Annotated in this window: 24 protein-coding genes; 9 read left to right on the forward strand and 15 right to left on the reverse strand. The window is 43.8% G+C overall.

Translation table 11 applies throughout. From position 1 onward, the window contains the following. Nucleotides 1-73: 73 nt before the first annotated feature. Nucleotides 74-2,212 carry a M56 family metallopeptidase gene (locus NIASO_RS19670; protein WP_008584331.1) on the reverse strand — a complete coding sequence of 713 codons (2,139 nt, stop codon included), beginning with the start codon at nt 2,210-2,212 and terminating at the stop codon, nt 74-76. A 145-nt stretch (nt 2,213-2,357) separates the two neighbouring features. Beyond that, entirely contained in the window at nt 2,358-2,720 is a 363-nt protein-coding gene (locus NIASO_RS08640; protein ID WP_008584330.1) for a BlaI/MecI/CopY family transcriptional regulator, read from the reverse strand. A gap of 137 nt (nt 2,721-2,857) precedes the next feature. Between NIASO_RS08640 and NIASO_RS08645 the strand changes: the two genes are divergently transcribed. Next, nucleotides 2,858-3,349 carry a TlpA family protein disulfide reductase gene (locus NIASO_RS08645; protein ID WP_008584329.1) on the forward strand — a complete coding sequence of 164 codons (492 nt, stop codon included), beginning with the start codon at nt 2,858-2,860 and terminating at the stop codon, nt 3,347-3,349. On the opposite strand, the gene NIASO_RS08650 is transcribed toward NIASO_RS08645, so the two are convergent. Further along, entirely contained in the window at nt 3,350-4,486 is a 1,137-nt protein-coding gene (locus NIASO_RS08650) for an alpha/beta hydrolase (RefSeq protein WP_008584327.1), read from the reverse strand. Between the two features lie 97 nt (nt 4,487-4,583). Between NIASO_RS08650 and pafA the strand changes: the two genes are divergently transcribed. Next, nucleotides 4,584-6,215, forward strand: a complete 1,632-nt coding sequence (pafA, locus tag NIASO_RS08655; protein ID WP_008584325.1) for an alkaline phosphatase PafA — start codon at nt 4,584-4,586, stop codon at nt 6,213-6,215. A 147-nt stretch (nt 6,216-6,362) separates the two neighbouring features. Here pafA and NIASO_RS08660 read toward each other — a convergent pair whose 3' ends face one another. Together NIASO_RS08660 and NIASO_RS08665 are read right to left on the reverse strand one after the other, a co-directional pair. After that, complete coding sequence (locus NIASO_RS08660) at nt 6,363-7,082, reverse strand: hypothetical protein (RefSeq protein ID WP_008584323.1); 720 nt, start codon at nt 7,080-7,082, stop codon at nt 6,363-6,365. A gap of 105 nt (nt 7,083-7,187) precedes the next feature. Then, a complete protein-coding gene (locus NIASO_RS08665) occupies nt 7,188-8,660 on the reverse strand; it encodes a rhomboid family intramembrane serine protease (protein ID WP_008584322.1) in 1,473 nt (490 codons plus the stop codon). A gap of 536 nt (nt 8,661-9,196) precedes the next feature. On the opposite strand from NIASO_RS08665, the gene NIASO_RS08670 reads away from it, so the two are divergent. After that, the gene (locus NIASO_RS08670) at nt 9,197-9,448 is read left to right on the forward strand and encodes an acyl-CoA-binding protein (protein WP_008584321.1); all 252 of its coding nucleotides are present in this window, start codon (nt 9,197-9,199) and stop codon (nt 9,446-9,448) included. A gap of 42 nt (nt 9,449-9,490) precedes the next feature. On the opposite strand, the gene NIASO_RS08675 is transcribed toward NIASO_RS08670, so the two are convergent. Both NIASO_RS08675 and NIASO_RS08680 read right to left on the reverse strand, forming a co-directional pair. Continuing rightward, nucleotides 9,491-10,228: a LytR/AlgR family response regulator transcription factor gene (locus NIASO_RS08675; RefSeq protein WP_008584320.1), complete on the reverse strand. Its 738-nt coding sequence runs from the start codon at nt 10,226-10,228 to the stop codon at nt 9,491-9,493. Nucleotides 10,229-10,231: 3 nt separating this feature from the next. Further along, nucleotides 10,232-11,299 (reverse strand): sensor histidine kinase, encoded by a 1,068-nt coding sequence (locus NIASO_RS08680; RefSeq protein WP_008584319.1) that lies wholly within the window; start codon nt 11,297-11,299, stop codon nt 10,232-10,234. Nucleotides 11,300-11,457: 158 nt separating this feature from the next. Here NIASO_RS08680 and NIASO_RS08685 point away from each other — a divergent pair, with 158 nt between their 5' ends. After that, nucleotides 11,458-13,869, forward strand: a complete 2,412-nt coding sequence (locus NIASO_RS08685) for an outer membrane beta-barrel family protein (RefSeq protein ID WP_008584318.1) — start codon at nt 11,458-11,460, stop codon at nt 13,867-13,869. 35 nt (nt 13,870-13,904) lie between these two features. On the opposite strand, the gene NIASO_RS08690 is transcribed toward NIASO_RS08685, so the two are convergent. The 4 genes from NIASO_RS08690 to NIASO_RS08705 all read right to left on the reverse strand — a co-directional run bounded on the left by NIASO_RS08690 (nt 13,905) and on the right by NIASO_RS08705 (nt 17,087). Beyond that, nucleotides 13,905-14,423, reverse strand: coding sequence for a DinB family protein (locus NIASO_RS08690; protein WP_008584317.1), 519 nt, complete (start codon nt 14,421-14,423; stop codon nt 13,905-13,907). A 356-nt stretch (nt 14,424-14,779) separates the two neighbouring features. Continuing rightward, nucleotides 14,780-15,247: a 30S ribosomal protein S7 gene (gene rpsG / locus NIASO_RS08695; protein WP_008584316.1), complete on the reverse strand. Its 468-nt coding sequence runs from the start codon at nt 15,245-15,247 to the stop codon at nt 14,780-14,782. Between the two features lie 51 nt (nt 15,248-15,298). Next, nucleotides 15,299-15,673: a 30S ribosomal protein S12 gene (rpsL, locus tag NIASO_RS08700; RefSeq protein WP_008584315.1), complete on the reverse strand. Its 375-nt coding sequence runs from the start codon at nt 15,671-15,673 to the stop codon at nt 15,299-15,301. 349 nt (nt 15,674-16,022) lie between these two features. Then, nucleotides 16,023-17,087, reverse strand: coding sequence for a branched-chain amino acid aminotransferase (locus tag NIASO_RS08705; protein ID WP_008584314.1), 1,065 nt, complete (start codon nt 17,085-17,087; stop codon nt 16,023-16,025). 183 nt (nt 17,088-17,270) lie between these two features. On the opposite strand from NIASO_RS08705, the gene NIASO_RS08710 reads away from it, so the two are divergent. The 5 genes from NIASO_RS08710 (at nt 17,271) to NIASO_RS08730 (ending at nt 20,592) form a co-directional block, all read left to right on the forward strand. After that, the gene (locus NIASO_RS08710; protein WP_008584313.1) at nt 17,271-17,837 is read left to right on the forward strand and encodes a hypothetical protein; all 567 of its coding nucleotides are present in this window, start codon (nt 17,271-17,273) and stop codon (nt 17,835-17,837) included. Next, entirely contained in the window at nt 17,834-18,436 is a 603-nt protein-coding gene (gene rdgB / locus NIASO_RS08715) for an RdgB/HAM1 family non-canonical purine NTP pyrophosphatase (RefSeq protein ID WP_008584312.1), read from the forward strand. The genes NIASO_RS08710 and rdgB overlap by 4 nt, the downstream gene beginning before the upstream one ends. A gap of 78 nt (nt 18,437-18,514) precedes the next feature. After that, the gene (locus NIASO_RS08720; protein ID WP_008584311.1) at nt 18,515-19,108 is read left to right on the forward strand and encodes an RNA polymerase sigma factor; all 594 of its coding nucleotides are present in this window, start codon (nt 18,515-18,517) and stop codon (nt 19,106-19,108) included. Next, complete coding sequence (locus tag NIASO_RS08725; RefSeq protein WP_008584309.1) at nt 19,092-20,036, forward strand: hypothetical protein; 945 nt, start codon at nt 19,092-19,094, stop codon at nt 20,034-20,036. Before NIASO_RS08720 ends, NIASO_RS08725 begins: the two co-directional genes overlap by 17 nt. Before the next feature lie 124 nt (nt 20,037-20,160). Further along, entirely contained in the window at nt 20,161-20,592 is a 432-nt protein-coding gene (locus tag NIASO_RS08730; RefSeq protein WP_008584307.1) for an acyl-CoA thioesterase, read from the forward strand. Nucleotides 20,593-20,848: 256 nt separating this feature from the next. Here NIASO_RS08730 and NIASO_RS08735 read toward each other — a convergent pair whose 3' ends face one another. The 4 genes from NIASO_RS08735 to prfB form a co-directional block, all read right to left on the reverse strand. After that, a complete protein-coding gene (locus NIASO_RS08735; RefSeq protein WP_008584302.1) occupies nt 20,849-22,756 on the reverse strand; it encodes a DNA topoisomerase IV subunit B in 1,908 nt (635 codons plus the stop codon). 266 nt (nt 22,757-23,022) lie between these two features. Next, nucleotides 23,023-23,547 (reverse strand): bifunctional pyr operon transcriptional regulator/uracil phosphoribosyltransferase PyrR, encoded by a 525-nt coding sequence (gene pyrR / locus NIASO_RS08740; protein ID WP_008584300.1) that lies wholly within the window; start codon nt 23,545-23,547, stop codon nt 23,023-23,025. A gap of 79 nt (nt 23,548-23,626) precedes the next feature. After that, nucleotides 23,627-25,258 (reverse strand): L-glutamate gamma-semialdehyde dehydrogenase, encoded by a 1,632-nt coding sequence (gene pruA, locus NIASO_RS08745; RefSeq protein WP_008584297.1) that lies wholly within the window; start codon nt 25,256-25,258, stop codon nt 23,627-23,629. 67 nt (nt 25,259-25,325) lie between these two features. After that, nucleotides 25,326-26,415 (reverse strand): peptide chain release factor 2 gene (prfB, locus tag NIASO_RS08750; protein WP_157547217.1). Its coding sequence is split into 2 segments (ribosomal slippage): nt 25,326-26,354 and nt 26,356-26,415, totalling 1,089 coding nucleotides; the frame shifts between segments, so codons are not numbered across the junction. Nucleotides 26,416-26,589 lie beyond the last annotated feature (174 nt).

Genomic DNA, 26,589 nt, shown 5'->3' on the forward strand with positions numbered 1-26,589 from the left:
AAAACACCAACGGCTTCGCCTTGTTTGTTGGTGTTTTATCCGGCTTCTCTCCCACGCGCAACACCAGCAAAGGCTACCTGCTCCTGAACACAATTGTATCAGTAACGGCTACTTTCGCCGGTTTCAATGTTGCCGTATAAGCTAAATTGAACTTATAAATTTTGGCAGGTTTCAAATTAAGGGCAGCCGGTTTATCGCTTTTTATTGTAGAAGGCGACGCTTTATCGTCCTCCGCCTCCTTTTTATACCCTTTTACTTCAACAGGGATTAATTTTAAGGTTTGCCCTTCACGGGCAGGTGCAGCCTTCGTTTGTCTGGTTCCATAACCTGTTACTATTACTTCTTGCAGGGGCCTTTTTACACCATAACCCACAACCACTACCTCGTCTGGTTTTTTGGCCGGTTGCGGGGCCTTATCGCTCTTCTCATCATTTGTGTGTATTTCTATCACCCCATTTTTCGCTTTTTCGCCATATTCCATTTCCCTTGCCTTATCATTCTTAAACACATTTATCGATTTGATCTTCTCGGAATTTATATTTTTAAGAGCAGCCTTGTCCATCATCTTTCCGTCAAGCAGATACACGCCGTCGAACCTTTCAAAAGCTACCCCGGCAGATTCTGTATGCACCACACCATTGCCATCTGGACTAACCGTTCCATTGGCATTCTTTGCTGTAATACGCACCCCGGCAACTGCGCCATGTAACCGTAATTCTGGGGTTAGTAAAGTATCATCCGTGTTCTTTAGCCGCAATTGAATATTGCCTCGGTTACTAGAATCGACTACCATAACTCCTTCTTTTTTGGTTGTTATAATTACCACACCATTCCTTCCTTTTTCTCCATACAATTTCTCTGCGGTATTGTCTTTCAAAACTGATATCGATTGGATCGTATTGGCATCAATTTCACTAAGACCTTTTTTGCTGTCAAGCTCCTTTCCATCTACAATGTACAATGGAGGATTTACAGATACTGCGGTACGTGGCGACCGGCGCATCACATATACGGAATCAAACCCAAAGTCCCTTTCTCCATCCTGGCTCAAATGCATTTTTGCCGCGGGTGCGTGTCCATATTCCCGTTCGTATTTTTCCTTATTGGCATCCCATTCAGACCTGCGCATCCTTGTAACAATATCGGCAGGATCTTTTATATTCTTACTGAAGCCTGCATTCGCTACAACTACGTAATATTTCTTTTGACCCGGTTTGGACGGAGTGGTGTCCTTTGGGATCAATGCCAATTGCAGTTCTTTTTGGATAGTTTCGCTTAAGCTGCCGGTTGCCTTAGCGGGCAATTCTGTGGTAGCGCTCCCGGCTTCTTTTTTTACTTCGCGCAGTACTTCTTTTCTAAAAGCCAATAGCAGCACCGCCACTACGGGCAAGAGGAATAAGAATTTTGCCAGGTGCACCCTCGCCGACCTAAGAGTATTCATCATAGCAATCCTGTTTTTTAAAGAAGAAAAATTAAAATGATTGGTAAACGCAAATTGTTTATTGCCCATTACCTTCAGCAACAGGTACTGATATTCCTTCTTATCCATCCCGTTTTGGAGCACCTGTTTGTCTGCCAGAAACTCCAGGTTCTGCTTGATGCTTTTTCGCAACAGCCAAACAAAAGGGTTAAACCAAAGCAGGATGCAAAGCAATTCGCTCCAGATAATATCCAGCGTATGCTTTTGTTTTACATGCACAAATTCGTGCCGGATAATCTCTTCCAATTCTTCGCCGCTGTGCAATTCAGTATTAATGAAAATAGCGTTACCAAAGGAAAAAGGCCGCATATCTTCATCCAACTGGTAAATACGCGTACGATCGTCAGATATCAGTTGTGCCTTTCTTTTAATGCGTAGAAAAGAGCAGAACATGATCAGGAAACGGGCCAGTAAGATCAATGACCCCAGGGCAGCGATAAGCAGCACCCAGTCCCAGGTAGTTAAGGATTCAAAAAAAGAGGGATCGGTGGCTGCAGAAGAAAAACCAAATACGGGAATCAGTTGCACCAGGGCATTTCGATCCAGTTCTTTTTTTTGCAACTCAGGCATAATATCAATCAACGGAATGATAAAGCTCAGCATGCTATACCCCAACAGGTACCAACGGTTCCAGCCATAAAAGGTAAGCCTCCTTAACAGTAGCTGGTAAAACAAATGTACCACCGCAAGACAAATACTCAATTTCAGAATATAATCAATAATGACAGGCATGGGAGGAAATTGAAAATTTAAAATTAAGAATGTAAAATTTAGAACGCAGCGTTTAGCATTGAGCGTTTCCGGTGATCAGTTTTTTAGCCATCAGTTTTCAGTAGTTTACAAAACGAGCTGACTGCTGACCGCTGATAACTGAAAACTATTTCTTCTTACCCGATTCAATCAGCTTTACAATATCTTTCAGTTCCTGGGCCGATAATTTTTTCTGATCTACAAAAAAGTTCACCAGCTCCTTGTACGAATTGCTGAAATAGTCTTTTACAACATTGCCCATAAATTTCCGTTTATACTCTTCTTCAGAAATAGCCGGCTTGTATACATATACATTGCCAAAAAGGCGCGCCGACACATATCCCTTTTTCTCCAGGTTCTTAATAGTAGAAGCCACTGTAGTATAAGGCAGTTGTTCAGACATCAGATCCATAAAAGCTTTTACATTCCCTTCGCCTACCTGCCATATGGCTAACATTAACTGTTCTTCCTGTGCTGATAAATTTTTCATTCTATTACGATTTGAAAATAAAACTACGAAATATTCGTAATTAAAAAAATATTTTTTCCCTTTTTTAAGACAACCCATCCCGTGGATTCTCCATCCTATTATTATCTTTGACGTACATTTTTTATAAAACAAACAAAATGAAGTATTTAGTTTTTCTTTTTATTGCAATAATAAGTTTTTTGCCCGGTTACAGCCAGGGGCTGCCCCCCTATAAACAATACCGCACCATTCCCGCGGTAAAATTATTGAACCCTGACAGCACCGGCTATGAGTTAAAAGCAAAACTCCAGAAAAATAAACCGGTACTGATCATGATATTCAGCCCGGAATGTGACCACTGCAAACATGAAACGGAGGAAATGCTGAAAAATATCGACAAGTACAAAGATATCCAGATCGTAATGGCCACCCCCCTGCCCCTTAAAGAAATGGCCGGTTTTATTACCCATTACCAACTGCAAAAATATCCCAATATTCTTGTAGGCCGTGATTATTCTTATACCTTCCCCGTATACTACAATATCAAGAACCTCCCCTTCCACGCTTTTTATAATGCCAACAAACAACTCATTACTGCGTTTGAAGGAAGTATGTCCAGCCAGGCCGTATTAAAAATATTCGGTAAATAATTATTCTTTTTTTGAAACGGCAGCCTGGTAGAAAAGCGGAAACTCTTTTCTCCAGGCTGCTTCATTATGATGCCCCCCGCTTCGTATTACAACAGTGACACGGGATTTTGAAACCGCCGTAAGCCCTTGCGCAGCCTTTAACAGATCATTGGGCATCGTATCTCCTTCCTGCATACCCACATAAAAATAAACGAACGCATTCAGAGCCGGCCCGAGCTTTTTTATATCACCATAGATCTTATCATCCGTTACCCAGAAAGACGGAGAAAAAACACCAACATTGCCGAACAGCTTTGGATATTTTAATGCGGTATAAAAAGAGATCAGTCCGCCCATAGAACTGCCGGCTATAAAAGTATTTGTTTTGCTTTTTAACGTGCGATAATGTTTATCAATATAAGGTTTTAGGGTTTCCCCCAGGAAAGAAGCATACAAGTCTCCTTCCGCGCCGGGAATCTTTTTTACACCATAAGGGCAATACTCATTCAGCCGCTTATCGCCGCCATTATCAATGGCTACAACAATAGCGCGCGGAAGAGCGGTCTGGTCCATAAACCCATCCACATCCCATTCCCCTGCAAACGAGGTATAAGCGTCAAAAATATTTTGCCCATCCTGAAGGTATACCACCGGGTACCGCTTTTGATTCTTGTTATAGCCCGGAGGCAGGTAAATTCTTAAAGTACGGTAGCGCTTTAACTGCGGTAGATAAAACCGGTCCAGTATCGTTACATTTTTACTTGCCGTATGCATTTTTTCACTTTTTGTAAAATGATCCTGCCATCCTTTAACAACAATATGAATAACGGTATCGGAGTTTAATTGCAGGCTTCGATTACCGGCGCGCTCCCCGCCGGGACCCGCTTCACCCTGCTCCCAGCTTCCCCCGGTAAGTTTAAACTCAATAGCGCCCTTCTTTACCGGAACAGAAAGCGCATAGCTGCCTGCTTGTTTTTGAAACTGGTAATTACTGGCATTTGGATTCCATCCGTTCATAGTGCCTGCAAGAAAAATCGTTGCATTTGCAGGGGTATAAGATGGGAAAGAATCCAGGACAACAGAAAGTTGGTACGATTGCGCCGTAGCTACCGTATAACTCAGCAGCATCATGCTTGCCAGGAAAAAATGTGTTTTCACCTGCTGAAATTACGACTGTTTGTTTTAAAAAAGATTCTTTACCCAAACGGAAACCATAATCGGATGGCTTTCATTATTTTTGACCAAATTGATCCTAATGATAAAAAAGCTTCCCCTGCTGCTGCTTGTCCTTTTGACCTCCTTTTCAGGCAGTGCACAGCATGTTGTAAAACGTCCAAAATTAGTAGTAGGCATTGTAGTAGACCAAATGCGCTGGGATTACCTGTATCGTTATGCCGACCGATACGGCAAAGGCGGTTTTAACCGGCTGCTGAATGATGGGTTTTCCTGCGAAAATACCTTTATCAGTCACTTGCCTTCGTTTACGGCTGTAGGGCACACCACCATTTTTACCGGGTCCGTTCCCGCAATACATGGCATTGCCGGTAACGACTGGATCGATGAGGCCACCGGAAAATCGGTTTACTGTACCGATGATTCCACCGTACAGGGAGTAGGAAGCACTTCAAAAGCGGGAAAAATGTCTCCCAGAAATAACCTGGCTAGCACCATTACAGATGAATTGAAACTGGCGACCAACTTCCGCTCAAAAGTGGTGGGTGTTTCCCTGAAAGACAGGGCTTCGATTTTGCCCGCCGGGCATACCGCCGATGGCGCTTTCTGGTTCGACGATGAAAGCCGCCGGTTTATTTCCAGCACCTGGTATATGAAAGAACTGCCGCAATGGACAAACGAATTTAACGGCAAAAAAGAACCGGAAGCCCTGGCGGCAAAACCCTGGACCACTTTATATCCTATTAATACCTACACACAAAGCACTGCTGACGATGTTCCCTGGGAAGGAAAATTCAAAGGGGAAAAAACGACTGCCTTTCCGCATGATATAAGCGAACCTTTCAAAACGGATCCGGATGTGATCCGGAGCTCCCCTTACGGTAATACCCTGACGCTGGACTTTGCAAAAGCCGCCTTAGACGGTTACAAATTAGGAACAGGTTCTTTTACTGATTTTCTTACGATCAATTGCGCTTCCACTGATTATGTGGGCCACAAGTACGGACCTAACTCGATTGAAGTAGAAGACGTTTATTTACGGCTGGATAAAGATCTGGAAGCTTTTTTTAATTACCTCGATCAAAAAATAGGCAAAGGCAAATACCTCGTTTTCCTGACAGCAGATCACGGCGCGGCACATTCGATCGGCTTTATGCAAAACCACAAAATACCTGCAGATTTTTTGCAGGATGGAAAAATGGTAACGGCATTGAACGAGCTATTGAAAAAGCAATTCGGGGCAGATAAGCTGATACTGTCCGGCGCAAACTACCAGATCCATTTTGACAATAAACAGATAGCTGAAAAAAAATTAGATTACGCCGCCATTAAAAAAACAGCAGTGTCTTTTTTGCAAAAACAGCATGGCGTGCAATTTGTGGCCGACCTGGGTAATATTGGAAGCGAATCCATTCCGGAACCCATTAAAACGATGATCATAAACGGGTATAATTATAAACGTTCCGGCCCAATCGAGATCATTCCCGACCCTGCCTGGTTTAGCGGAAAACCCGGAGGCACCGGAACCACACATGGTACCTGGAGCCCGCATGATACGCATATTCCATTACTCTGGTACGGCTGGGGCATTCAGCCTGGTAAATTAACCCGGGAAGTGCATATGACCGATATTGCGCCTACGCTTGCGGCCCTGTTACATATTCAGCGGCCCAACGGATGCGTGGGTGCGGTGATACCTGAAGTAGCAAAATAAAAACTTTTGGAAGCGGAAAGTCCAAAACAATGTCTTTCCGGCAATGTCCATAGCGATTCGGGGCGTCCTTCGCCTCAAACTTTTATTTTATACGAAACTGAGTCATATTTCAGACCAGTTCTTTCCCATGTTAGTCACTGCTTTTCTCTATTTCTTTCGTCTTACCGTTATTTGATTTTCAAAGATTTCTAAAACACCTTCTACTTCTTGATTTTTAAATAAAACAACCATTTGTCCGTTATTTTTCAAAAAAACTTCTGGATTGTATGTCCAAATGCTTTTGTCAGAAACAGTATCAATGGTTAGGAATCTATTATTTTCAATCTTGGTTAGGAATGTTTTTTTAAAGTCAGTAACAATATGATACAATTGTCCATTGTATGGAAATGAAGCAAGTATCAATACGCCAATGCTGTCAACTAACTGTTTCGTCCCATTTGTTGATGTTGACTCGTCATCACCAACATACTTAACAATTGCTTTTCTGTTTCTTGGCTTAGGCAGTTCAAAAACGACCATTAACTCAGGATTGCTAATTTCAAGAATTTCCGAAAATCCTCTCATATGAGCCAATGTGTTTGTTATGTAATATTTTCCGTTCAGTTTGTTAACTACTACAGCACAAGTTGAAGCAGCAGAATATTCAATGCCCGTCTTTTTGTTTTTGAATTTTATTGTCCCGCCCCATTCACCGTTACAAGTCTTTGATACAATATATAAACTGTCTTCAAAAATATTATTTGAATTTATTCTGAAGTCGTTTTTGCTAAACCCGTCTTGTCCTACAATATCCTTGATGACAAACTTGTCTTGTCCGAAACAGTTCATTGTCAAAAAAAGTGTCAATAATATGATTGGTCTATTCATCTTGCGGTTGCGTTAAAATAGTCGAAATGTGTCAACCAATTTTTCTTTTAGATAGATCTGTCTAACCAATGCAATTGCAAGTCCCAATGGACAGTTGCTTTTTGCTCATCGCCCACCGCCAAGTTCTTTAATTTTTGCTTCTATTTGTTTGTTGTAATCTTCTATTTGTGCTTCGTATTGGTTTGTTTCCTCTGAAACCCCTTTGTAAAGCAATTCGTAACTCTTAATTCTAAGTTCGCAATACTCCTTTAAAAGTTTGTTCCTGGTTCTGATTTCAAGAGGCAATTCTAAATCATCAAAACTTTCAATAAGGTTTATGTTTTGGTTCCAGTAATAAATTCCTCTATCCTTAATTCCGTAAAGTATTTTGCCCCTCGGCGTATTTTGTGGCATGTTGTAAACTTCTAACGCCTTTGATTCTATTGAAACGAATTCTTTCATTTTCGCATCGTATGTTCCAATGTTGTTAGGCATTTTCTTGTAAACAACAAAAGAAGAAACAAGTATTAAAATTGTCAACAACCCAATTGTTCCAAATTTCAACTTGTCTTCGCCAGGCTTTTTCAGGCTTGGAATAAAAGCATAACCAATAATGAGCCCGCCAAGCAAACCACCAATGTGCGCTGCGTTGTCAATACCACCCTTAAGTCCATAGATTAAATTATAACCAACAAAAACAGCAATACTTGTAAGTAATGGTTTCCTCGCCGTTTTCTCAATCAAATTTGTTGTCAGCATTGCAAGAAAAACGCCATACATACCAAATATTGCGCCCGAAGCACCTGCGCTAATTGTCAGGTCGTGCCACCATAAACTTGTAATACTTGCCGTAATTCCTGTAAGCAGGTAAGCAGAAATAAATCTTGTTCTGCCTAAAAGTGGTTCTAACAAAACACCGATGTAAAGCAACGCATACATATTCAGTAAAAGGTGGAAAATGCCAACATGCAAAAAACAATTTGTCAACAGTCGCCACCATTGCCCTTCCAATGTTATTGGCCGGAAGTTCGCTCCCCAATTCAATAAACTTTCATTGTCTGGCATCAATATGTTTACACCGCTAATTGTCATTAAAATGAAAACTAGAATGTTCAGGTCTATTAGAATTGGCGTAATGAAAAATCCTTGTGTTGGTTTGAAAATTGAAAAGAAATTTTTGATTTGTTCTGCCGTTGTTGCTGGTGGCAACTTTAATATATCTTCTTCTTGTGAAACAAGCTGTTCTTTTAGTTCTTGATATTTTGAATCAAGTTGTTCTTTCGTTAAGGTCGGTTTTAGTTCTTCAAAACAGGAAATGAATTTAGCAATGTTTTTTTTATTTTTTCCCCAATCCATCATTTCGTTTCCCGTTGATGTACTTTGAATATTCGAAATTCCGTCTTCGATTTTGATTTTAATTTCTGCGTTCCAGGAAAGCATTCCATTGTCGGTGTATGCGATAAGTCCATCGTCGCTGATGTAACCAACTTTCCAACTTAATTTTGCTGCCGTTTCATTTGCAAGAGCAAGAAATTGCTGTTGTGTCAAATCGTTTAGAGGAAAATCCTCAACATGTTTTGGTGTAAATCCTACTGCCATAATCTTTGTTTGTCTGTTAGTTGCTGTGTCGGGCTACAATTGCCCATAACTAATTTACTACCGAATATAATTACTTTTCTTTATTTGCCGAACAGTCGTTTAATTATCTTATTTATCAATAAACTGGAGTGATAAAATCTTTTAATCCCTGCCACCCCACATCAATGCGAGTCGCACAGGTCCCACAAATAAACAACCTACACATCCCGCTTTTCGGCGTTTCGTAATTCTATTTCACTATCATTCAACAAAAATTTGGTTCAAAATAGCTATAATACATACCGGGCAAGCATTACAGCCGGACAACATATTGTTTCAAATTGAAGAGCATCTCTTCTTTATTTCAGCTTCTCCCGCTTCCCGGCAGATTCACTGCTGTTCGATCCTAACTTTTATTTTATCGTCCATCTTTGCCGGGCAGGCATCCGGCGATTTTTATAATCCGATCATCGCCCGCTCTTGATCACAAACAAGAAAACTACAGGATGCTTCCCGAAGCCGTATTTTAGCGTCTACAATCAAAAACAATGGAATTAATGAACCAATTTGAGCAGGCGGTAGCCGACAGCAAGGGCTTATCCGAAAAGCCTTCCAACGAAACGCTGCTGCAACTGTACTCCTTATACAAACAGGCAACAGAAGGAGATATAAATACAGACCCGCCGGCCAACCCCTTTGATTTTGTAGCTAAGGCCAAATACAATGCGTGGGAGGATCAAAAGGGAAAAACCAGGGAAGCGGCCATGGCAGCATATATTGCATTGGTATCAAAGCTGAAAGATAACTAGTGCCGTGTAACCGTTCGGGTTTGATAGTTCATTGGCACTGTCTCATTTCCCGCCAAATTGTTTCTCCTTAAGTATGGTATGCAATGCATCCCGGTAGGTATCCCCGATCGGAATGACCTGTGCCCCTATAAAGATCCGGTTTCTTTCAATAACATCAATCTTTTCAAGCGCCACTACAAAAGATTTATGCACCCGTACAAATTGATTTTTGGATAACGCCTCCCCTATCGTTTTAAGATTATCCAGGGCAACCAGTTTTTCACCGGCAGTATGTACCGCTATATAATCTTTTAATCCTTCTACAAATAAAATATCCTTTACAAATACCTTTACAAAACGGCTGTCTGTTTTGATAAAAATAAATGGTTCAGAAGCAACTATTCCGGGAGTCTGTATGGAGCCTGGCGTGCTTATTTCCGGTTTAAGTTGCAGTAATGTTCTGGCCTTTAAGGCCGCCGTATAAAAACGTTCAAAGGAAATCGGCTTTAGCAGGTAATCTGCCACATTATATTCATAACTATCCAGTGCATATTCGCCGTATGCAGTCGTTAAAATAACCTGCGCAGCATTGCCCATGATCTTCATAAACTGGATGCCCGTCAGTTCCGGCATCTGGATATCCAGAAAAACCAGGCCCACGGGGTGATCCTTCAGGTATTGCAAGGCTTCCAGGGGATTCGTAAATTCACCAGCCAATGAAAGAAAAGGTGTTTTCTCTATATAATCCTTTACCAGCGCCGCCGCCCAGGGCTCATCATCTACTACAATACATGAAATCATCTGCTATACTAATTTTAAGGTCATCTCGCAATTAAAACAGTCCCCGGTACTGGTGATCGTTAATATATGTTTGGCCGGGAACAAAAGCTCCAGGCGTTTTTTCAGGTTATGCAGGCCGATGCCGCTGACTGCATCCTTCTGATGCCTGTTGATTTTGTTATGGGTACGAAAGTACAGTATTGTTCCGTTTAAGGAAACTTCAATGGTGAAAGGCTGTTCCGGCAGGGTAACCACCCCATGTTTGAACCCGTTTTCAACAAACGGGATCAGCAAAAGTGGTGGTATTTCAGGATCGTAAGGCAATACCCCAGCAACCAGTACCACATGGGAAGTGCCGGAAACCCGCAACGAATGCAATGCTATATAATCCCGGATATACTGTAATTCCTGGCTTAACAGCACATGATCGGCTTTTGCACCCTTTGTAAGATAACGCATCATTTCGCTTAGCCGTTGAATAGCCGGCAGGGCTTTATCCGAACCATGATAAACCAATGAATAAATATTATTTAGGTTGTTAAACAAAAAATGAGGGCTCACCTGCGATTTTAGAAAATTTATTTCCGCTTTTGCTTTCTCCGTTTTAAGATCGGCATTCTCTTTTACACTTTTTATAAAACTGATCAGCAACCAGATCATAATGCTGGAGATAATGACAACACCTGCATAATTCAGATTATCTTTTATATAAAACTGCAACGTAACCCCCCGGTAGTAGTTATGAATGCCCAACCAGGCAGGATAGATTATTTCCTCAATAAGATACCTGGAAAAAATAAAGAAAAACAGCAATACTACCCAGGCAACAGCGGCCCACCCATATTTTTTCTTTTGAAAAAACCAGGGCATAATAAAAAGATAATTGATGTAAAAGGTAACGGCAGCCACTGCATTAAACGATACGCTTAGCAGGGGACTGGAACGCCCTCCCGGGAAATAAGGAGCCAGGCGTATCAGCCAGAATGCAATATGGATCAGTATAATATTTCCTTTCTTCATAATTGCTGTAAAGTAAACAATATACTGTAAGAGCGCTTTACCCATCTGCAAACAGCCTTGCCAGATCTGCAAACAAGCCTTTTTAATCTGCAAACGCAATTTGTCTTTACCGACTCGTTTGTCGGATCCATAACGGTGTTTGCAGAAATACAAAAAATAAGTTGTAACAGTTTCTCATTTTGCGCGTGTAAAAATAAAGACCGCATACCAGTAACAAACACACAGCTCATATGAAACTATTTTTCACTTTCCTTTTAAGCACGCTTGCAACCGCATTAACCGCACAAAATAACACGATCCTGAAAGGGAGGATCGTCAATTCAGAAAAACAGGCCCTGCCTTTGGCTACAGTGCAACTGCTGAATATTGACGGAGCGTTGATCAATACGGTCGTTTCGGATAGTACCGGAGCCTATCATTTTTCAGCTAAAGCCGGTAGCAGCTACTATTTACAAGCTTCATTTACGGGTTATAAAACGCAAAAATCGGCAATAGTAAAGTTACAGCATGAGGAAGTATATCTTACCCCGGACCTGGTGCTGCCACCTCTTGCAAAAAATCTGACCGCTGTAACGGTTTCCACAACAAAAAAGCTATATGAAATAAGAGCCGATAAACTGGTAATGAATATTGAAAACAACCCCGTTGCTGCAGGCAATTCGGTTTTCGAGGTGGTGAAGCTGGCGCCTGCGGTTACTGTAGACAAAGACGATAACCTCCTGCTTAAGGGAGCCGGTACCCAAATTTATATCGATGGCAGGCCAGCCTATCTCTCCGGCCAGCAATTGACAGAATATCTAAAGAGTCTTCCTGCAGACATTGTTGCCACCATTGAGATCATCACCAACCCTTCCAGCAAGTACGATGCGGCCGGCAGTTCAGGTATCATCAATATCAATCTAAAGAAAAATAAATTATACGGCATAAATGGCATGGCCACGCTTGGAGGCGGTATAGGCAGCTACTCAAAGGCCAATGGTGGGTTAGGCCTCAATTACCGGAAGGGAAAGATCAATATTTACGGGAACAGCTATCTTGGTTATAGTGAAACGTATAATGAGCTAAACCTGAATAGTATTATGCGAGGCACTACCGATACCATTTATCAAAACAGGAACAATTACTGGCATCCCAGGGGAAAGTGGTGGAACTATACCCTGGGTATGGATTATGCAATTAACAATAAAACCACGTTCGGTATTTTATTTAATGGCAGCCTTTATAATGCACCAACAAGAACAGACAACACCACCAACTTCCTGAACGCAATGCAACAGCGATACCAGTCCATTCAAAGTGTAAAAAAGGAGCATTCCAACACCAACAATAATGCGCTGAACCTCTATTTCAAAAAAACACTGGACAGCCTGGGAAGTGAAGTGGTGGTGAATGCGGACTACGGCAACTATGCACGCAATGAAACGGATATAAATAATAACAACTTTTACAATGAACAGGATCAGGTATTTCAGGATCCGTATATTTTTCGCAACAACCAGCCTGCTGCGGTGCAATTATTTTCCGCTAAACTGGATTACACCAAATACTTTTCACCAAAAACAAGGTTGGAAGCAGGCGCTAAATACAGCCTGGTAACCAATGATAATAATTTGATCGCAGACTCGCTTGAAAGCCAACAATGGGTAAATGATAATTCCCGCTCGAATCATTTTATTTATAGGGAACAGATTGCCGCCGCCTATACCAGCTTTATGAAAGACTGGGGAGCAATCTCCGCGCAAGTCGGATTAAGGGCAGAGCAGACCATCGGAAGCGGTGAATCGAAAACCCTGAACCAGACAGATGAACGGAATTATCTAAATCTTTTTCCAACTGTTTTTCTTTCACAAAAATTAGATTCGGTAAATACCCTGCAACTCAATTATGCGCGTCGTATCAGCCGCCCTTCCTACCAGAGTCTGAATCCCTTTGTAATGTATGTAGACCCTTATACTGTATTTAAGGGAAATCCTTACCTAAGGCCTTCTTACTCCAATTCTTTTGAATTAAAGCATATTTATAAACAATTACTGTTTACGACCCTTTCTTACAGGTTCTCCAACAAAAATCAGGTACAAACCATTCAGCAAGATGCAGGTACCGGGCGCGTAACAACCATTAATGAAAACGCGGGAAGGACCGATTATGTGCGCCTGGATGTTTCCATCCAGTTACAACCGGTCAAATGGTGGTCTGCTCAAAATAATATCGGCATTAACTGGTCAAGAAGCTTGTCGGATATACCGGGCTTCAGCTATGATACAAAAGCCTTTTCAGGCGATTTAAGCTCCAATCATAGCTTTACTCTGAATAAAAACCTGAAACTGACGACCAATTTTTATTATTCGGCCCCCGGAAAGTCGGGCATTGCAAAACTGTTAAGCAGTTATGCCTGGTCAGTGGGCGCGCAGCAGCAATTATGGAACCAGAAAGCCAGTATCCGCTTTAATATCTATAACCTGCTCTCCACACATACCTACCGTGCGCACTACCTGGGCGAGGGCATTGATATTGTATGGCGGAATGAATGGGAAGGGCGCCGGTTTAACCTGAGCTTTGTATATAAATTCGGCAACCAGAAAATAAAGGCCGCCAGGGAGCGCAATACTTCCTCAGAAGAAAAGAACAGGATCAGCTTATAACTCCGGCAGCATTGTATATAGGGCAGGAACAACGGCTATGCCTGATCATGCCTGGTTCGCAGCACTTTAACCGTTACCAGCAATTGCCCCAGGTGCCGCATGGTATGCTCGGCCGCATGAAAACAAAGTCCAAAAACAGTGGCTGGCAACCCCGCACGCCCCACCTTCCTTTCTTCGGTTAAAGTGCCCGCTTCAAATTTTTTATAGCGGTCGATCGCTGTATCAATAGCATTTTCCAGCACTTCCAGCAACTCTTTAATAGTGCTGTTGTCAACAACTGTTTCACTTTTCAAATATATAAATTGTGCTTCCGAAAGCATCGCTCCTTCCGCATAGGTCAGCAGCCGGTCCAGCACGCCCGCAATATGTTTTAAGTGAAACCCCACAGCGGCTAAGCCCGCCGGACGCTCCCAAAGCAGCGCTTCCGGAAACCCCTCCAATATACTTCTGATCTCTTCTTTTGTCTGTAATAATGCATCTGCTGCGGGCTGCAACTGTGGCGCCAGGCCCGGTGTTTTACTCCCGCGCAGCCATACTTCCGTTTTTGTTTCCATGCACTAAAAGTTTCGGCTAAAGGTATAACAAAAGCGTAACGAAAGCCACTGAAACACTGAAGGAGCAGTTATTCCAGCGCCGTGAACACTCAAACCGAAGCCTTATTAACCATACAGCTATTACAGTCCACGTGTTCTTGCCTCATTGCGTCGTTGTGCGAATAAACGCCACTGAATACACGGAAAGAATAATCACTGCGAAGCCGTGAAGCTAAGACCCCTCGCGCCTTCGCCCCTTTGCCATCGCGTGAAATAACCGCTGCATCTTTGCTCCATTGCGCCGCCGTGTGAAACCTCCCGCACCAAAACAAAAAACCCCGCCATCCGGCAGGGTTCCTATAATCAATAAGTTCAGGTTATACTCTGAAGTGTGCAAACGCCTTGTTTGCTTCAGCCATACGGTGGGTATCTTCTTTCTTTTTGAAAGCGGCACCTTCACCCTTGCTGGCAGCAACAATTTCGTTAGCCAGTTTATCAGCCATGCTGCGGCCGTTACGGTCGCGGCTGTAGCGGATCAGCCATTTGATGCTCAATGAAATTTTACGATCGGGGCGTACTTCAGAAGGAATCTGGAAAGTTGCACCACCAATACGACGGCTGCGTACTTCTACAGCAGGCGTTACATTAGCCAACGCTTTTTTCCAAACCTCGTACCCGTCATCATTGGTTTGTTTTGCCACCTTATCCAGCGCATCGTAAAAAATAGTGAACGCGCCACTTTTTTTACCTTCCCACATCAGGTTGTTTACAAAACGGGTAACCAGTTTATCGTTGAACTTAGGATCCGGTGCTAACGGAAGTTTCTTGGCTTGTGCTTTACGCATCTCTTATAGTTTATTTCTAATATCTAAAATCTAATGTCTGATCGCTGAGAATTACTTCTTAGCTTTTTTCGTTCCGTATTTGGAGCGGCTCTGCTTACGGTCTTTTACACCGGCAGTATCCAGGCTACCCCGTACAATGTGGTAACGTACACCCGGTAAATCCTTCACACGACCTCCTCTGATCAAAACGATCGAGTGCTCCTGCAGGTTATGCCCCTCACCCGGAATGTAGGCGATCACCTCTACCTTATTTGTCAAACGCACTTTCGCAACTTTGCGCAGCGCAGAGTTTGGCTTTTTAGGAGTAGTAGTGTACACACGGGTACAAACGCCACGGCGCTGCGGACATTGGTCCAAAGCCCTGGATTTGCTTTTTGCTTTTATAATTTCTCTTCCTTTACGAACTAACTGATTAATAGTAGGCATTCTTTAATGCTTTAATTTTAGGACGGCAAAGGTAACATTTGTACCTGAACTTTCAAAAATAATTCTCACTTTTTCTGCACGGCCCCATTTTTTTGAACCGGCTGCAGTAATCCTGCTCAACTTTCTTGTGTTACTCACTTGTGCTGCAGAATATATAATCATCTGTTTTTCATATAATTACAAAAACAGACCGGGCTTTTATACCAGATCTGTTTCATTATGAGCTGCTTAATCAAATTACTGCGTGGAACGGGAACGTCAAACTATAAATCTGAAATGCCGAAGGCCGAACGCCCCATGTCAAACGGGAAACGAGAAACATCAAACATCAAACCCCGAACCTGAAACGCTAAACCTTCTCCAGCCATCCGTGCGGATCGCCATGCAGATTTTCTTTATAATCCAGCAAATATTTTTTCATATCTGCAGATACCTTCATGCTATCCACATCAAATTCCATTACGAGATCTTTGTATTTCAGTTCCTTAACATGGGAAATAGTAGCTGCCGTACCGCAACCGAACACTTCCTTCAACTGGCCGGTTCTGTAGGCTTCCACCAGTTCATCAATAGAAACCTTACGTTCTTCCACCTTATAGCCCTTCTCCTCAAAAGCTTCTATCAAACTCATGCGGGTAATACCATTTAAAATAGTGCCATCGGTCAGGTCGGGCGTAACAATAGTATCACCAATCATAAACATAATGTTCATGGCGCCCACTTCCTGTACATATTTATGTTCCAGCGCGTCCATCCACAATACCTGGTCGTATCCTTGTTTTTTTGCTTCTGCAGAAGACAATAAAGAAGCGGCATAGTTACCGCCGGTCTTGGCAGCGCCGGTACCGCCGGGAGCCGCACGGGTATATTTTTCTTCCACATAGATGCGGGCCGGCGCAGAAAAATAGGAGCCAACCGGTCCGGTAATGATCAGGAATTTATAAGAAGAAGACTCTTTAACCCCCAGGGTTTCTTCTGTTGCAAAAAGAAAGGGCCGGATGTACAGGGATTCATCATAGCCGGAAGGGATAAAATCCTTGTCGAGTTCGATGAGTTGCTTCATCCCGTCAATAAAGATCTCCTCGGGCACCTGTGGCATCGCCAGGCGCTCAGCCGAGCGGTTCATCCGCTTCCAGTTTTCATGCGGACGAAAAATATGGATATTGCCCTTTTCATCCTTATGGGCCTTCTGTCCTTCAAAAATAGTTTGGGAGTAATGCAGCACAGACAGCGCCGGGAGAAAACCGAGCGCCTGGTATGGGCGGATATTGACATTGGTCCATTCACCATTGACATAATCCGCTTCCAGCATATGATCCGAAAAATACTTGCCAAAACCCAGGTGCTTAAAATCCACCTTGTCCAGATTACTGTGACCGGTTTTTGTTACCGGTATACTCATCGCTTCCACCATAAAATATTATTTTTGATCCCGATACCCTTCGGGATTCTTGTAGCGAAGATACGAAAACCCGGAAAGTATTTGAACCACATAGGCACATAGAATTATTTAAATGATAACAAAAACATATCTTAAAGAACGCTCCTATGAAGTAGTAGGATGTGCTATTGGGTTCAACAAAAAATGAATGATAACATGAGTTTAAATAAAATTGACCTATCTGCGTCATTAGTGGCCCGGCTCTACCCCAGGTCTCTGTCCCTTAGTACGGACGGGATTGAAACGGCAGCGCCGCAGGTATCACAACCGCTGATGGAGGACACAGGGGTCATTGAAGAAAGCAGTGCTCCTCTTCTACAAAAGACCTCCCCCGACTGGAAATCATTAGGCGGCAATAATAAAAACATTACCGTGGTAGTGGATTATGCCACCGACCTCCATTTGCCCGATGTGGCTTTTGAGTTTTTATCGCAAATGCTGAATGCCTGCAAATTGGGACCCAACGATGTTGCTATTATTAACCGGAGTAATTACCGGGAAACGGGATACCAGGAATTGTTGGAACATTTTGAAAGCAAAACCGTGCTCTTATTTGGTGTAACGGCTTCCGGCTTTGGGTTTCCTTTTGAAACGCCTTTTTACCAGGTGCAAAATTTTTCCGGATATACGGTTATGCACGCTCCCACCCTTGATGCGCTAAAAGACGACAAGCCGGCTAAAATGCAGCTTTGGACCGCCTTTAAAAAAATATTCAATTTATGATCACACTCATTTTTGCCACCAATAACGAAAATAAGGTCCGGGAGATCCGCCAGGCATTACCGGAAGCGTTTGAAATCATTAGTCTTAAAGAAGCCGGGATTTTGAAAGACATCCCGGAGCCTTTTGATACCCTGGAAGAAAATGCGACGGAAAAATCCACGGTCATTCATAAAATGACCGGGAAAAATTGCTTCAGCGAAGACAGTGGTTTGATGGTAACGGCATTAGATGGCGCGCCGGGGGTAAAAAGCGCGCGTTTTGCGGATGGCGAGCCGGAGTATGCTTCCAATACAGATAAATTGCTGCACCTGCTCAAAGACACCCAGCAGCGAACGGCTCATTTCAAAACCGTTATATCGCTCATTATCAATGCAAAAGAACTGCAATTTGAAGGCATTTGCACCGGCCGGATCGCCACAGAAGCACAGGGAACCAATGGATTTGGTTACGACCCGGTATTTATTCCCGATGGCAGCGATAAAACTTTCGGACAAATGTCTTTAGAAGAAAAACAGGAATTTAGCCACCGGAAGAAAGCCGTTAAAAAACTGGTGGTATATTTGAAAGAAAGTATGCAGGTTGATAGGTTGACAAGTTAACAAGGACGTCCTTATCAACCTTTAAATTTGTAAACCTGTTAACGTTAAAACCCCGACTTAATAAAAAATTTAAAAACTTTGAGCACTGAAAGCAACCATAATATATCAGACAGCGACTTAATTAAAGGGTGCATTGATGGCGACCGGAGAATGCAGGAAGAGTTGTACCGTCGTTTTTCCCCAAAGATGTATGCCGTATGCTTGCGTTACGCTTCAAATACTGATGAAGCTCAGGATATTTTGCAGGACGCATTCATAAAGGTTTACAAAAAGCTGGACAGTTTCAGGGGTGACGGGTCCTTTGAAGGATGGGTACGCCGCATTTTTGTAAATACGGCTATTGAACATTTCCGGAGAAAGAAATACCTGCAGCCGGTTACAGAAAGGGAAGAAAATACAATTGAAGGAAAATATATTTCCGTACTGGATGAATTAGCTGAAAAGGATATATTACAACTGATCACCCAATTGTCGCCCGGCTACCGCACGGTATTTAATATGTATGTAGTAGAGGGCTACTCCCACAAGGAGATCGGTGATATGCTGGGCATTAGTGAAGGCACAAGCAAATCGCAGCTATCCCGGGCAAAAGCCATTTTACAGGATCTGGTTAAAAAATATATTGAGAACAAGGATAAAACAGAAACATTAAACAATGAACAGGCAACATAAACTATATGACTACCAGGTAACGCCGCCGGCTGACGCCTGGGAACGCATTGCCGGTTCGTTGGAAGAACAGCAACAGTTTTCCGCCGTTGCCCGGAAGCTGCAGGAAGCTGCAGTTACTCCGCCGGCTACAGCCTGGAAGGATATAGCCGGCGAACTGGATGACTTGCAGCAACTGGCACCTGTGGCCCGGAAGCTGGAAAGCATTGATGTGCCACCGCCCCCCGCTGTGTGGAATGCCATCCTTGATGAGCTTGACGCACATAATGATTTTGACCAGCTTTCAGAAAAATTAAACCAAATGGCCGTAGTGCCGCCGGCGGCTGTTTGGTCAAAAATTGAACCGGCGTTGCCCGGTAAAGTAGCTGCCGCCAAACCGGCTCCTGTAAAAACGGGTTCTTTTAAATGGGCACGTTATGCCGTAGCAGCCAGCGTTGTAGGCCTGCTTTGTTTTGCCACCATTCATCTGCTGGAAAAATCAGCAAAAAACAGGACAGCCGGCCTGGCCATTTTGAACAGCGGCAAAAAAGATAGCGGACCGGCAGCCATTACTCCTAAAGGCACCAGCACAACACCGCAAAATGAAGCCGGAACAGATTCGTCTGAGGAAGATGCCCCGTTATTTGCTCAACGTGAAAAAACACCTGGCCAGCCCACGCAGATCATGACGGCTACCGGGCACACCTATCATACTACCATCGAAAAAAACAAAGCCATCCAGGGACGGTATATCATGCTGATGACGGAGGACGGAAATGTGGTCCGGATGTCGAAAAATTTGGGAAATATAGCCGATTGTGTTTCCGGGGAAACTGCCGGTTCAGAATGTACCACCCAAATACAGGAATGGCAAAAGGAAGTGGCCAATGCGCCGGTAACGGTAACCCCCGATACCTTTCTTGACCTGCTGGATCTGGCAAATGCCGATTAGAAAAAGGTTATAGCAACATTGAACTCATTTTCGGAAAGGAACCAAAAAGCCAGGCTTTATTGTGCTGCTGAAGCGTGCGACGCAAGGCTGCTGATAGTACCGCAACAGCCGACCTCATAAAAATATGGCAAGAATAAAAGTAGCGTTACCGCAAATCTTTTCTTTTGTCTGCACCATTCCGGTGCGGGTTACCGATATTAATTATGGCGGACATGCCGGTAACGACAGTTTGCTGGGCATGATCCATGAAGCACGGGTGCAGTTCCTGGATCAGTTGGGTTATACTGAATTTGCTATTGAAGGTGCTGGGTTGATTATGACCGATGTGGCCATCGAATTTAAAAACGAAGTGTTCAGGGGCGATACGATTTTTGCGTCGGTAGCCGCGGGTGATTTTCACCGCGCAGGGTTTGACCTGTACTATTTGCTTGAAAAGGAAGCGGACGGGAAAAGAATTCCCGTCGTTTATGCGAAAACGGGGATGATCTGTTTTGATTATACACTTCGAAAAGTGATGGCCGTGCCCCAAGCTGCGGTGAAACGATTGCAGGAATAAACGTCAAATCGGGTAGCGATAATAATGAGCCGGAATCAATTTTATTAAGATGCGTAATCGTAAGTGGTTTGTGAGGACACAAACCATTGCCACCCCGCGGGCAGTGTCTTCACTGACCGGCAAGAGGAATATTTTTGATGCCGGTTCATTATAAGATGAAATTTCCGCGGATGGCGCAGATTAATGGCAGAAAAGAGAAACATTGCGAAGAAGCTCCGCGAATCAGCATGTTTGCATTTATTGAGTTGATTCCTGATTATGCAACTGCTTCTTCCTCTGCCTGATCGATTTCCACCACCAGGTTATCAATGATAAACTCCTGCCGGTCCATAGTGTTTTTCCCCATATAATATTCCAGCAATTGCTGAATATGGTCGCCCTGCTCTACCCGCATCAATTGTTTGCGCATATCGCCGGCAATAAACTGCGAAAACTCATCGGGACTGATTTCACCCAACCCTTTAAAACGGGTCACTTCCGGCTTGCCGGATAATTTTTTTATCGCCGCCTTTTTTTCGGCCTCACTGTAACAATAGATCGTTTCTTTTTTATCCCGCACCCGGAACAAAGGCGTTTCCAGCACATATACTTTTTCCTGTTTTACCAGCTCCGGAAAGAACTGCAGAAAGAAGGTCATAATCAGCAACCGGATGTGCATGCCGTCCACATCGGCATCGGTGGCAATAACAATATTATTAAAACGCAGCCCTTCCATTCCCTCCTCAATATTCAGGGCGTGCTGCAGCAAATTAAACTCTTCATTTTCGTATACTACTTTTTTGGTCAGGCCAAAACTATTCAACGGCTTCCCCCGCAGGCTAAACACCGCCTGGGTTTCCACGTTCCGTGCCTTGGTAATGGAACCACTGGCGCTATCCCCCTCCGTAATAAAAATGGTGGTTTCATTTTGTTTGGCAATAAACTCCTCTTTATTTTTTGCAGGCGGTTCCTCATTTAAATGAAACCGGCAATCCCGCAATTTGCGGTTGTGCAGGTTGGCTTTTTTAGCCCGTTCATTCGCCAGTTTTTTAATGCCCGCCAGGTCTTTCCGTTCCCGCTCACTTTGTTCAATTCTTTTCTTCAGGGCATCAGCGGTAGACGGGTTTTTATGTAAAAAATCATCCAGCGCTTTTGACAGGAAATCACCCACAAATTGTTTCATGCTTGGGCCGTTGATATCCACATTTTGTGAGCCCAGCTTGGTTTTGGTCTGGCTTTCAAAAACCGGCTCTACTACACGCACCGCTACAGCCGCCACGATGGCGCCACGGATATCAGAGGCTTCATAATCTTTCTTGTAAAAATCACGGACGGTTTTTACAAACGCCTCGCGGAAGGCCTGCTGATGCGTGCCCCCCTGGGTGGTATGCTGACCGTTAACAAAGCTGTAGAGTTCCTCGCCATAATCATTGCCATGGGTAATGGCCACTTCAATATCTTCTCCTTTCAGGTGAATGATCGGGTAGCGTATTTCATCCTCATTGGTCTTGCGCTGCAGCAGGTCCAGCAGGCCGTTACGGCTTACATAGCTTTTCCCGTTAAAGATAATTTTAAGTCCTGCGTTCAGGAAGCAATAGTTCCAGATCAGGTTTTCCAGGAACTCCGGGTAAAATTTAAAATTCTTAAAAATGGTATTATCGGGTGTAAAGGTGACCAGCGTGCCGTTGTCGCCTGTGGTCTTTAATTCTTTGCTTTCGTTGGTGAGCACGCCTCTTTCAAACTCCGCTCCTTTTTCCTTACCGTCGCGGAAAGCCGTTACTTTAAAATAAGTGCTCAAGGCGTTTACCGCCTTGGTACCCACCCCATTCAAACCTACCGATTTTTGAAAAGCGCGGCTATCGTATTTAGCCCCGGTATTGATCTTGCTCACCACATCCACCACTTTTCCCAATGGAATGCCCCGGCCATAATCCCGAACGGTAACCGTATGATCTTTTATAGAAAGCTCAACGGTTTTCCCATAGCCCATCATATATTCATCAATACAGTTATCCATTACTTCTTTCACCAGCACATAAATACCATCATCCGGGCTGTTGCCATCGCCTAATTTTCCAATATACATCCCCGGACGCAGGCGAATATGCTCTTTCCAGTCGAGGCTTTTAATACTGTCTTCATTATATTCAGCTCCTGTCTTCGGTGCTAGTGTTTCTTTTGCCATTGATCAAATCCTTTTATATAAAGCCGCTCAGCCGATAGTGAGCGAACCGATCAAATGTAAAAAGATTTCAGGAGATGGAAAAGATGAGTTATCCAGAGGTGGATAACATTTCAGTACTGACAGATTTCGCGGACCTGTTTTACCGGGGCCGAAAATGACTACCAGCGAAAAACGTACAGACCTTGCCAGTCAAGTCATCCATTTATACAACAAAAGCGCGAAAGGAACTCCCGCGCTTTAGCTTTACATTCAGCAACCAGACTATTCTATCCTTCCGTCATCGTCACCTGGTCCTTATCGTTGTTCTCTTTCCATCGCACCAGTACTTTTTGGGTTTCAAAGGAGTCGATGTATTTACCCACATAATCGGCCTGAATGGGGAATTCGCGGGTGAACCTGCGGTCGATCAGTACGCATAACTCTACTTTTTTGGGGCGGCCATAATCCAGCAACGCGTCAAAAGCCGCACGCGTGGTACGGCCGGTATACAACACGTCATCAATCAGGATCACCTCTTTCCCTTCTATTGAAAAAAGAATATCGGTCTTATTGGCCGTATGCAACTCGTTGCGTACATCATCCCGGTAAAAGGTAATATCCAGCCGGCCATAATCAATTTTTCCTTTTACCAGTTTGCAAACCTCATTATAAATACGGTCCGACAAATAAACACCCCGGGGCTGCAGCCCGATAAGCGCCACCTTTGAAAAATCAGCATGATTTTCCGTGATCTGCTGCGCCAGCCGCTTGATGGTGATGGCTATTTCTTCGGGTTTTAGAATCTGTTTCAATTAGAAAGATTTAACGTTCAAAGTTCAAAGTTTAAGGTTTAACGTGCATTGAACTTTGAACATTAAACCTTGAACAAAATTACTCTTCCGACATAAACGGATACCGGTAATCCACCGGCGGATTATACGTTTCCTTGATGGTCCGCACACTCAACCAGCGATACAGGTTCAGAATAGAGCCCGCTTTATCATTGGTTCCCGACGCACGGGCGCCGCCAAAGGGTTGCTGGCCCACTACCGCACCGGTCGGCTTATCATTAATATAAAAATTGCCCGCCGCATTGGAAAGACGTTTGGTAGCTAATTCAATCGCCGCACGATCGGTAGCAATAATTGATCCCGTAAGTGCATAAGGAGATGTACTATCCACCAGTTCCAATGTTTTTTCAAACTGGTTAGCGGGGTACACATACACCGTAAGTACCGGCCCAAAGATCTCCTCACACATCGTCACATACTTCGGGTCTTTTGTTTCAATAACCGTGGGCTGAATAAAATAACCTTCTTTTTTATTACAAACACCACCCGCTACAATCGATGCTTTGGGGTCTTTCTTTGCTTTCTCGATATAAGCCCTGATCTTGTCAAAGCTTTTTTCATCGATCACGGCATTGATGAAATTGCTAAAATCCTCTACCGTTCCCATTTTGAAAGAATTAATTCCTTCCACTAATTTTTGCTTCACTTCTTTCCAAAGGTTAGAAGGGATATACGCCCTTGAGGCAGCGGAACATTTTTGCCCCTGGAACTCAAAAGCCCCTCTTAACAACGCAGTGGCCACTACATCGGCATCGGCACTTTTATGAGCAATTACAAAATCCTTGCCTCCTGTTTCTCCTACAATGCGCGGATAAGATCTGTACTTAGGGATATTTTTACCGATGGTTTCCCACATATGATTGAACACGCCTGTAGAGCCGGTGAAATGTACGCCGGCAAAGTCTCTGTGATTGAAACAAACATCTCCTACTATGGGACCGTCTACATAAATAAGATTGATCACCCCGTCCGGCAAGCCTGCTTCTTTTAAAATGCGCATGAAAAACTGAGCAGAATAGATCTGCGTATGCGCCGGTTTCCAAACCACTACATTACCGCACATAGCGGCCGAAGTAGGAAGATTGCCTCCGATAGCAGTAAAGTTAAAGGGGGTAATGGCCAGCACAAACCCTTCCAGCGGCCGGTATTCCGCACGGTTGTGCATACCCGGACTGCTTACCGGCTGTTGTTTATAAATCTCGCTCAGGAAATGCACATTGAAACGCAAAAAATCGATCAGCTCGCAAGCGCTGTCAATCTCTGCCTGGTACGCATTTTTACTTTGCCCCAGCATAGTAGCGGCGTTCATGTGCCCGCGGTATTTGGTAGCAATCAGATCTGCAGCTTTTAAAAAGATAGCAGCGCGGCTTTCCCAGGTCATTTGCTCCCACCCTTTTTTTGCCGTCAAAGCCGCATCCACGGCTTGTTGCACATGTTTTTTCTCACCAATGGAAAAATGGCCCAGTACAAATTTATGTTCGTGTGGTGGGCGCAAAGCTTCTTTTTTTGAAGTGCGCACTTCTTCACTGCCGATATACATGGGTACATCCGTTTTTTCGCTTTTTAGCAAAGCAATCGCGGCTTTTAAATTTTCCCGCTCTTTACTTCCGGTTGCATAATTCAGTACCGGTTCGTTAGCAGGTAAAGGATAAGAAAATGATCCCTGGTGCATGTTATTTTAATTTGAAGATTTGAAATTTTTTTAATTTGAAAATGTGGCGCCTTGACACTTTAGATTATTAAACGGTTTCTTTACTCTGCATCAGATACGCCTTTATAAAACCATCCAGCTCCCCGTCCATCACCGGCTGCACATTGCCTACTTCATAATCCGTACGGTGGTCCTTGATCATTTTATACGGATGAAACACATAACTGCGGATCTGGCTGCCCCACTCGATCTTTTTCTTATTGGCATTGGCGGCGTTCTTCAGCTCTTCCCGTTTACGCAGCTCCTCTTCATACAGGCGGCTTTTCAGCATCTGCATGGCTTTTTCGCGGTTGCCCATCTGAGTGCGTTCGGTTTGGCAAACTACCACGATGCCGGTAGGAATATGCGTCAGGAATACTTTCGTTTCCACCTTGTTCACGTTCTGTCCGCCGGCGCCGCCGCTACGGGCTGTTTCCATTCTTACCTCGGAATCTTTTATTTCGATGTCGATGGTATCATCCACCAGCGGATATACAAATACAGACGCAAAAGAAGTGTGCCTGCGGGCGTTACTATCGAAGGGCGAAATGCGCACCAGGCGATGCACGCCGCTTTCCGCTTTTAAAAATCCATAGGCAAAGGGCCCCTCAAACTGAAGGGTGGCCGTTTTAATACCAGCTCCATCTCCCCACTGCCAGTCCAGCTCGGTTATTTTCCAGCCTTGCTTCTCACCGTACATCCGGTACATCCGGGCAATCATTTCGGCCCAGTCCTGGCTTTCGGTTCCACCGGCACCTGAATTGATCTGCAACACCGCCGGCAATTCATCTTCCGGTTCGTTCAATGTGCTCTTAAATTCCACATCGTCCAAAATACCCAACGCTGCGTCGTATGCCTCCTGGGTTTCTTCTTCGGTAGCATCGCCCGCCTTCCAGAAATCAAATAACACAGCAAAATCTTCTACCGCTGCATCTGCTTTATGAAACAGATCCATCCAATATTCATTCGTCTTAAGTGTTTTTAAAATTTCTGTGGCACGCTGATTATCGTCCCAGAAACCGGGACTTAGAGAAAGCTGTTTATCTTCATTTATTTTCTGCTGACGATTCTCGACGTCAAAGAAACCTCCTTACCCCGAGAACGCGGGACCGCATATCCTGTAATTTTTCCTGTGTCATAGTTTGCAAAGATACGGCGTATTTCTGATTTATGATCTATTATTGGCCCAACTCCGGTACTTCTATTAAGCTCTCTTGCGTCGCTCCGTTCAACTGCTGTGCTTCTATTTTCCAACGGGACATGGGGGACCTGTGCGACCAGAAAACATTCCCCCAATTTGTCCGATTGGTTTC

It is taken from the genome of Niabella soli DSM 19437 (genome assembly GCF_000243115.2).
Taxonomy (GTDB): Bacteria; Bacteroidota; Bacteroidia; order Chitinophagales; family Chitinophagaceae; genus Niabella; species Niabella soli.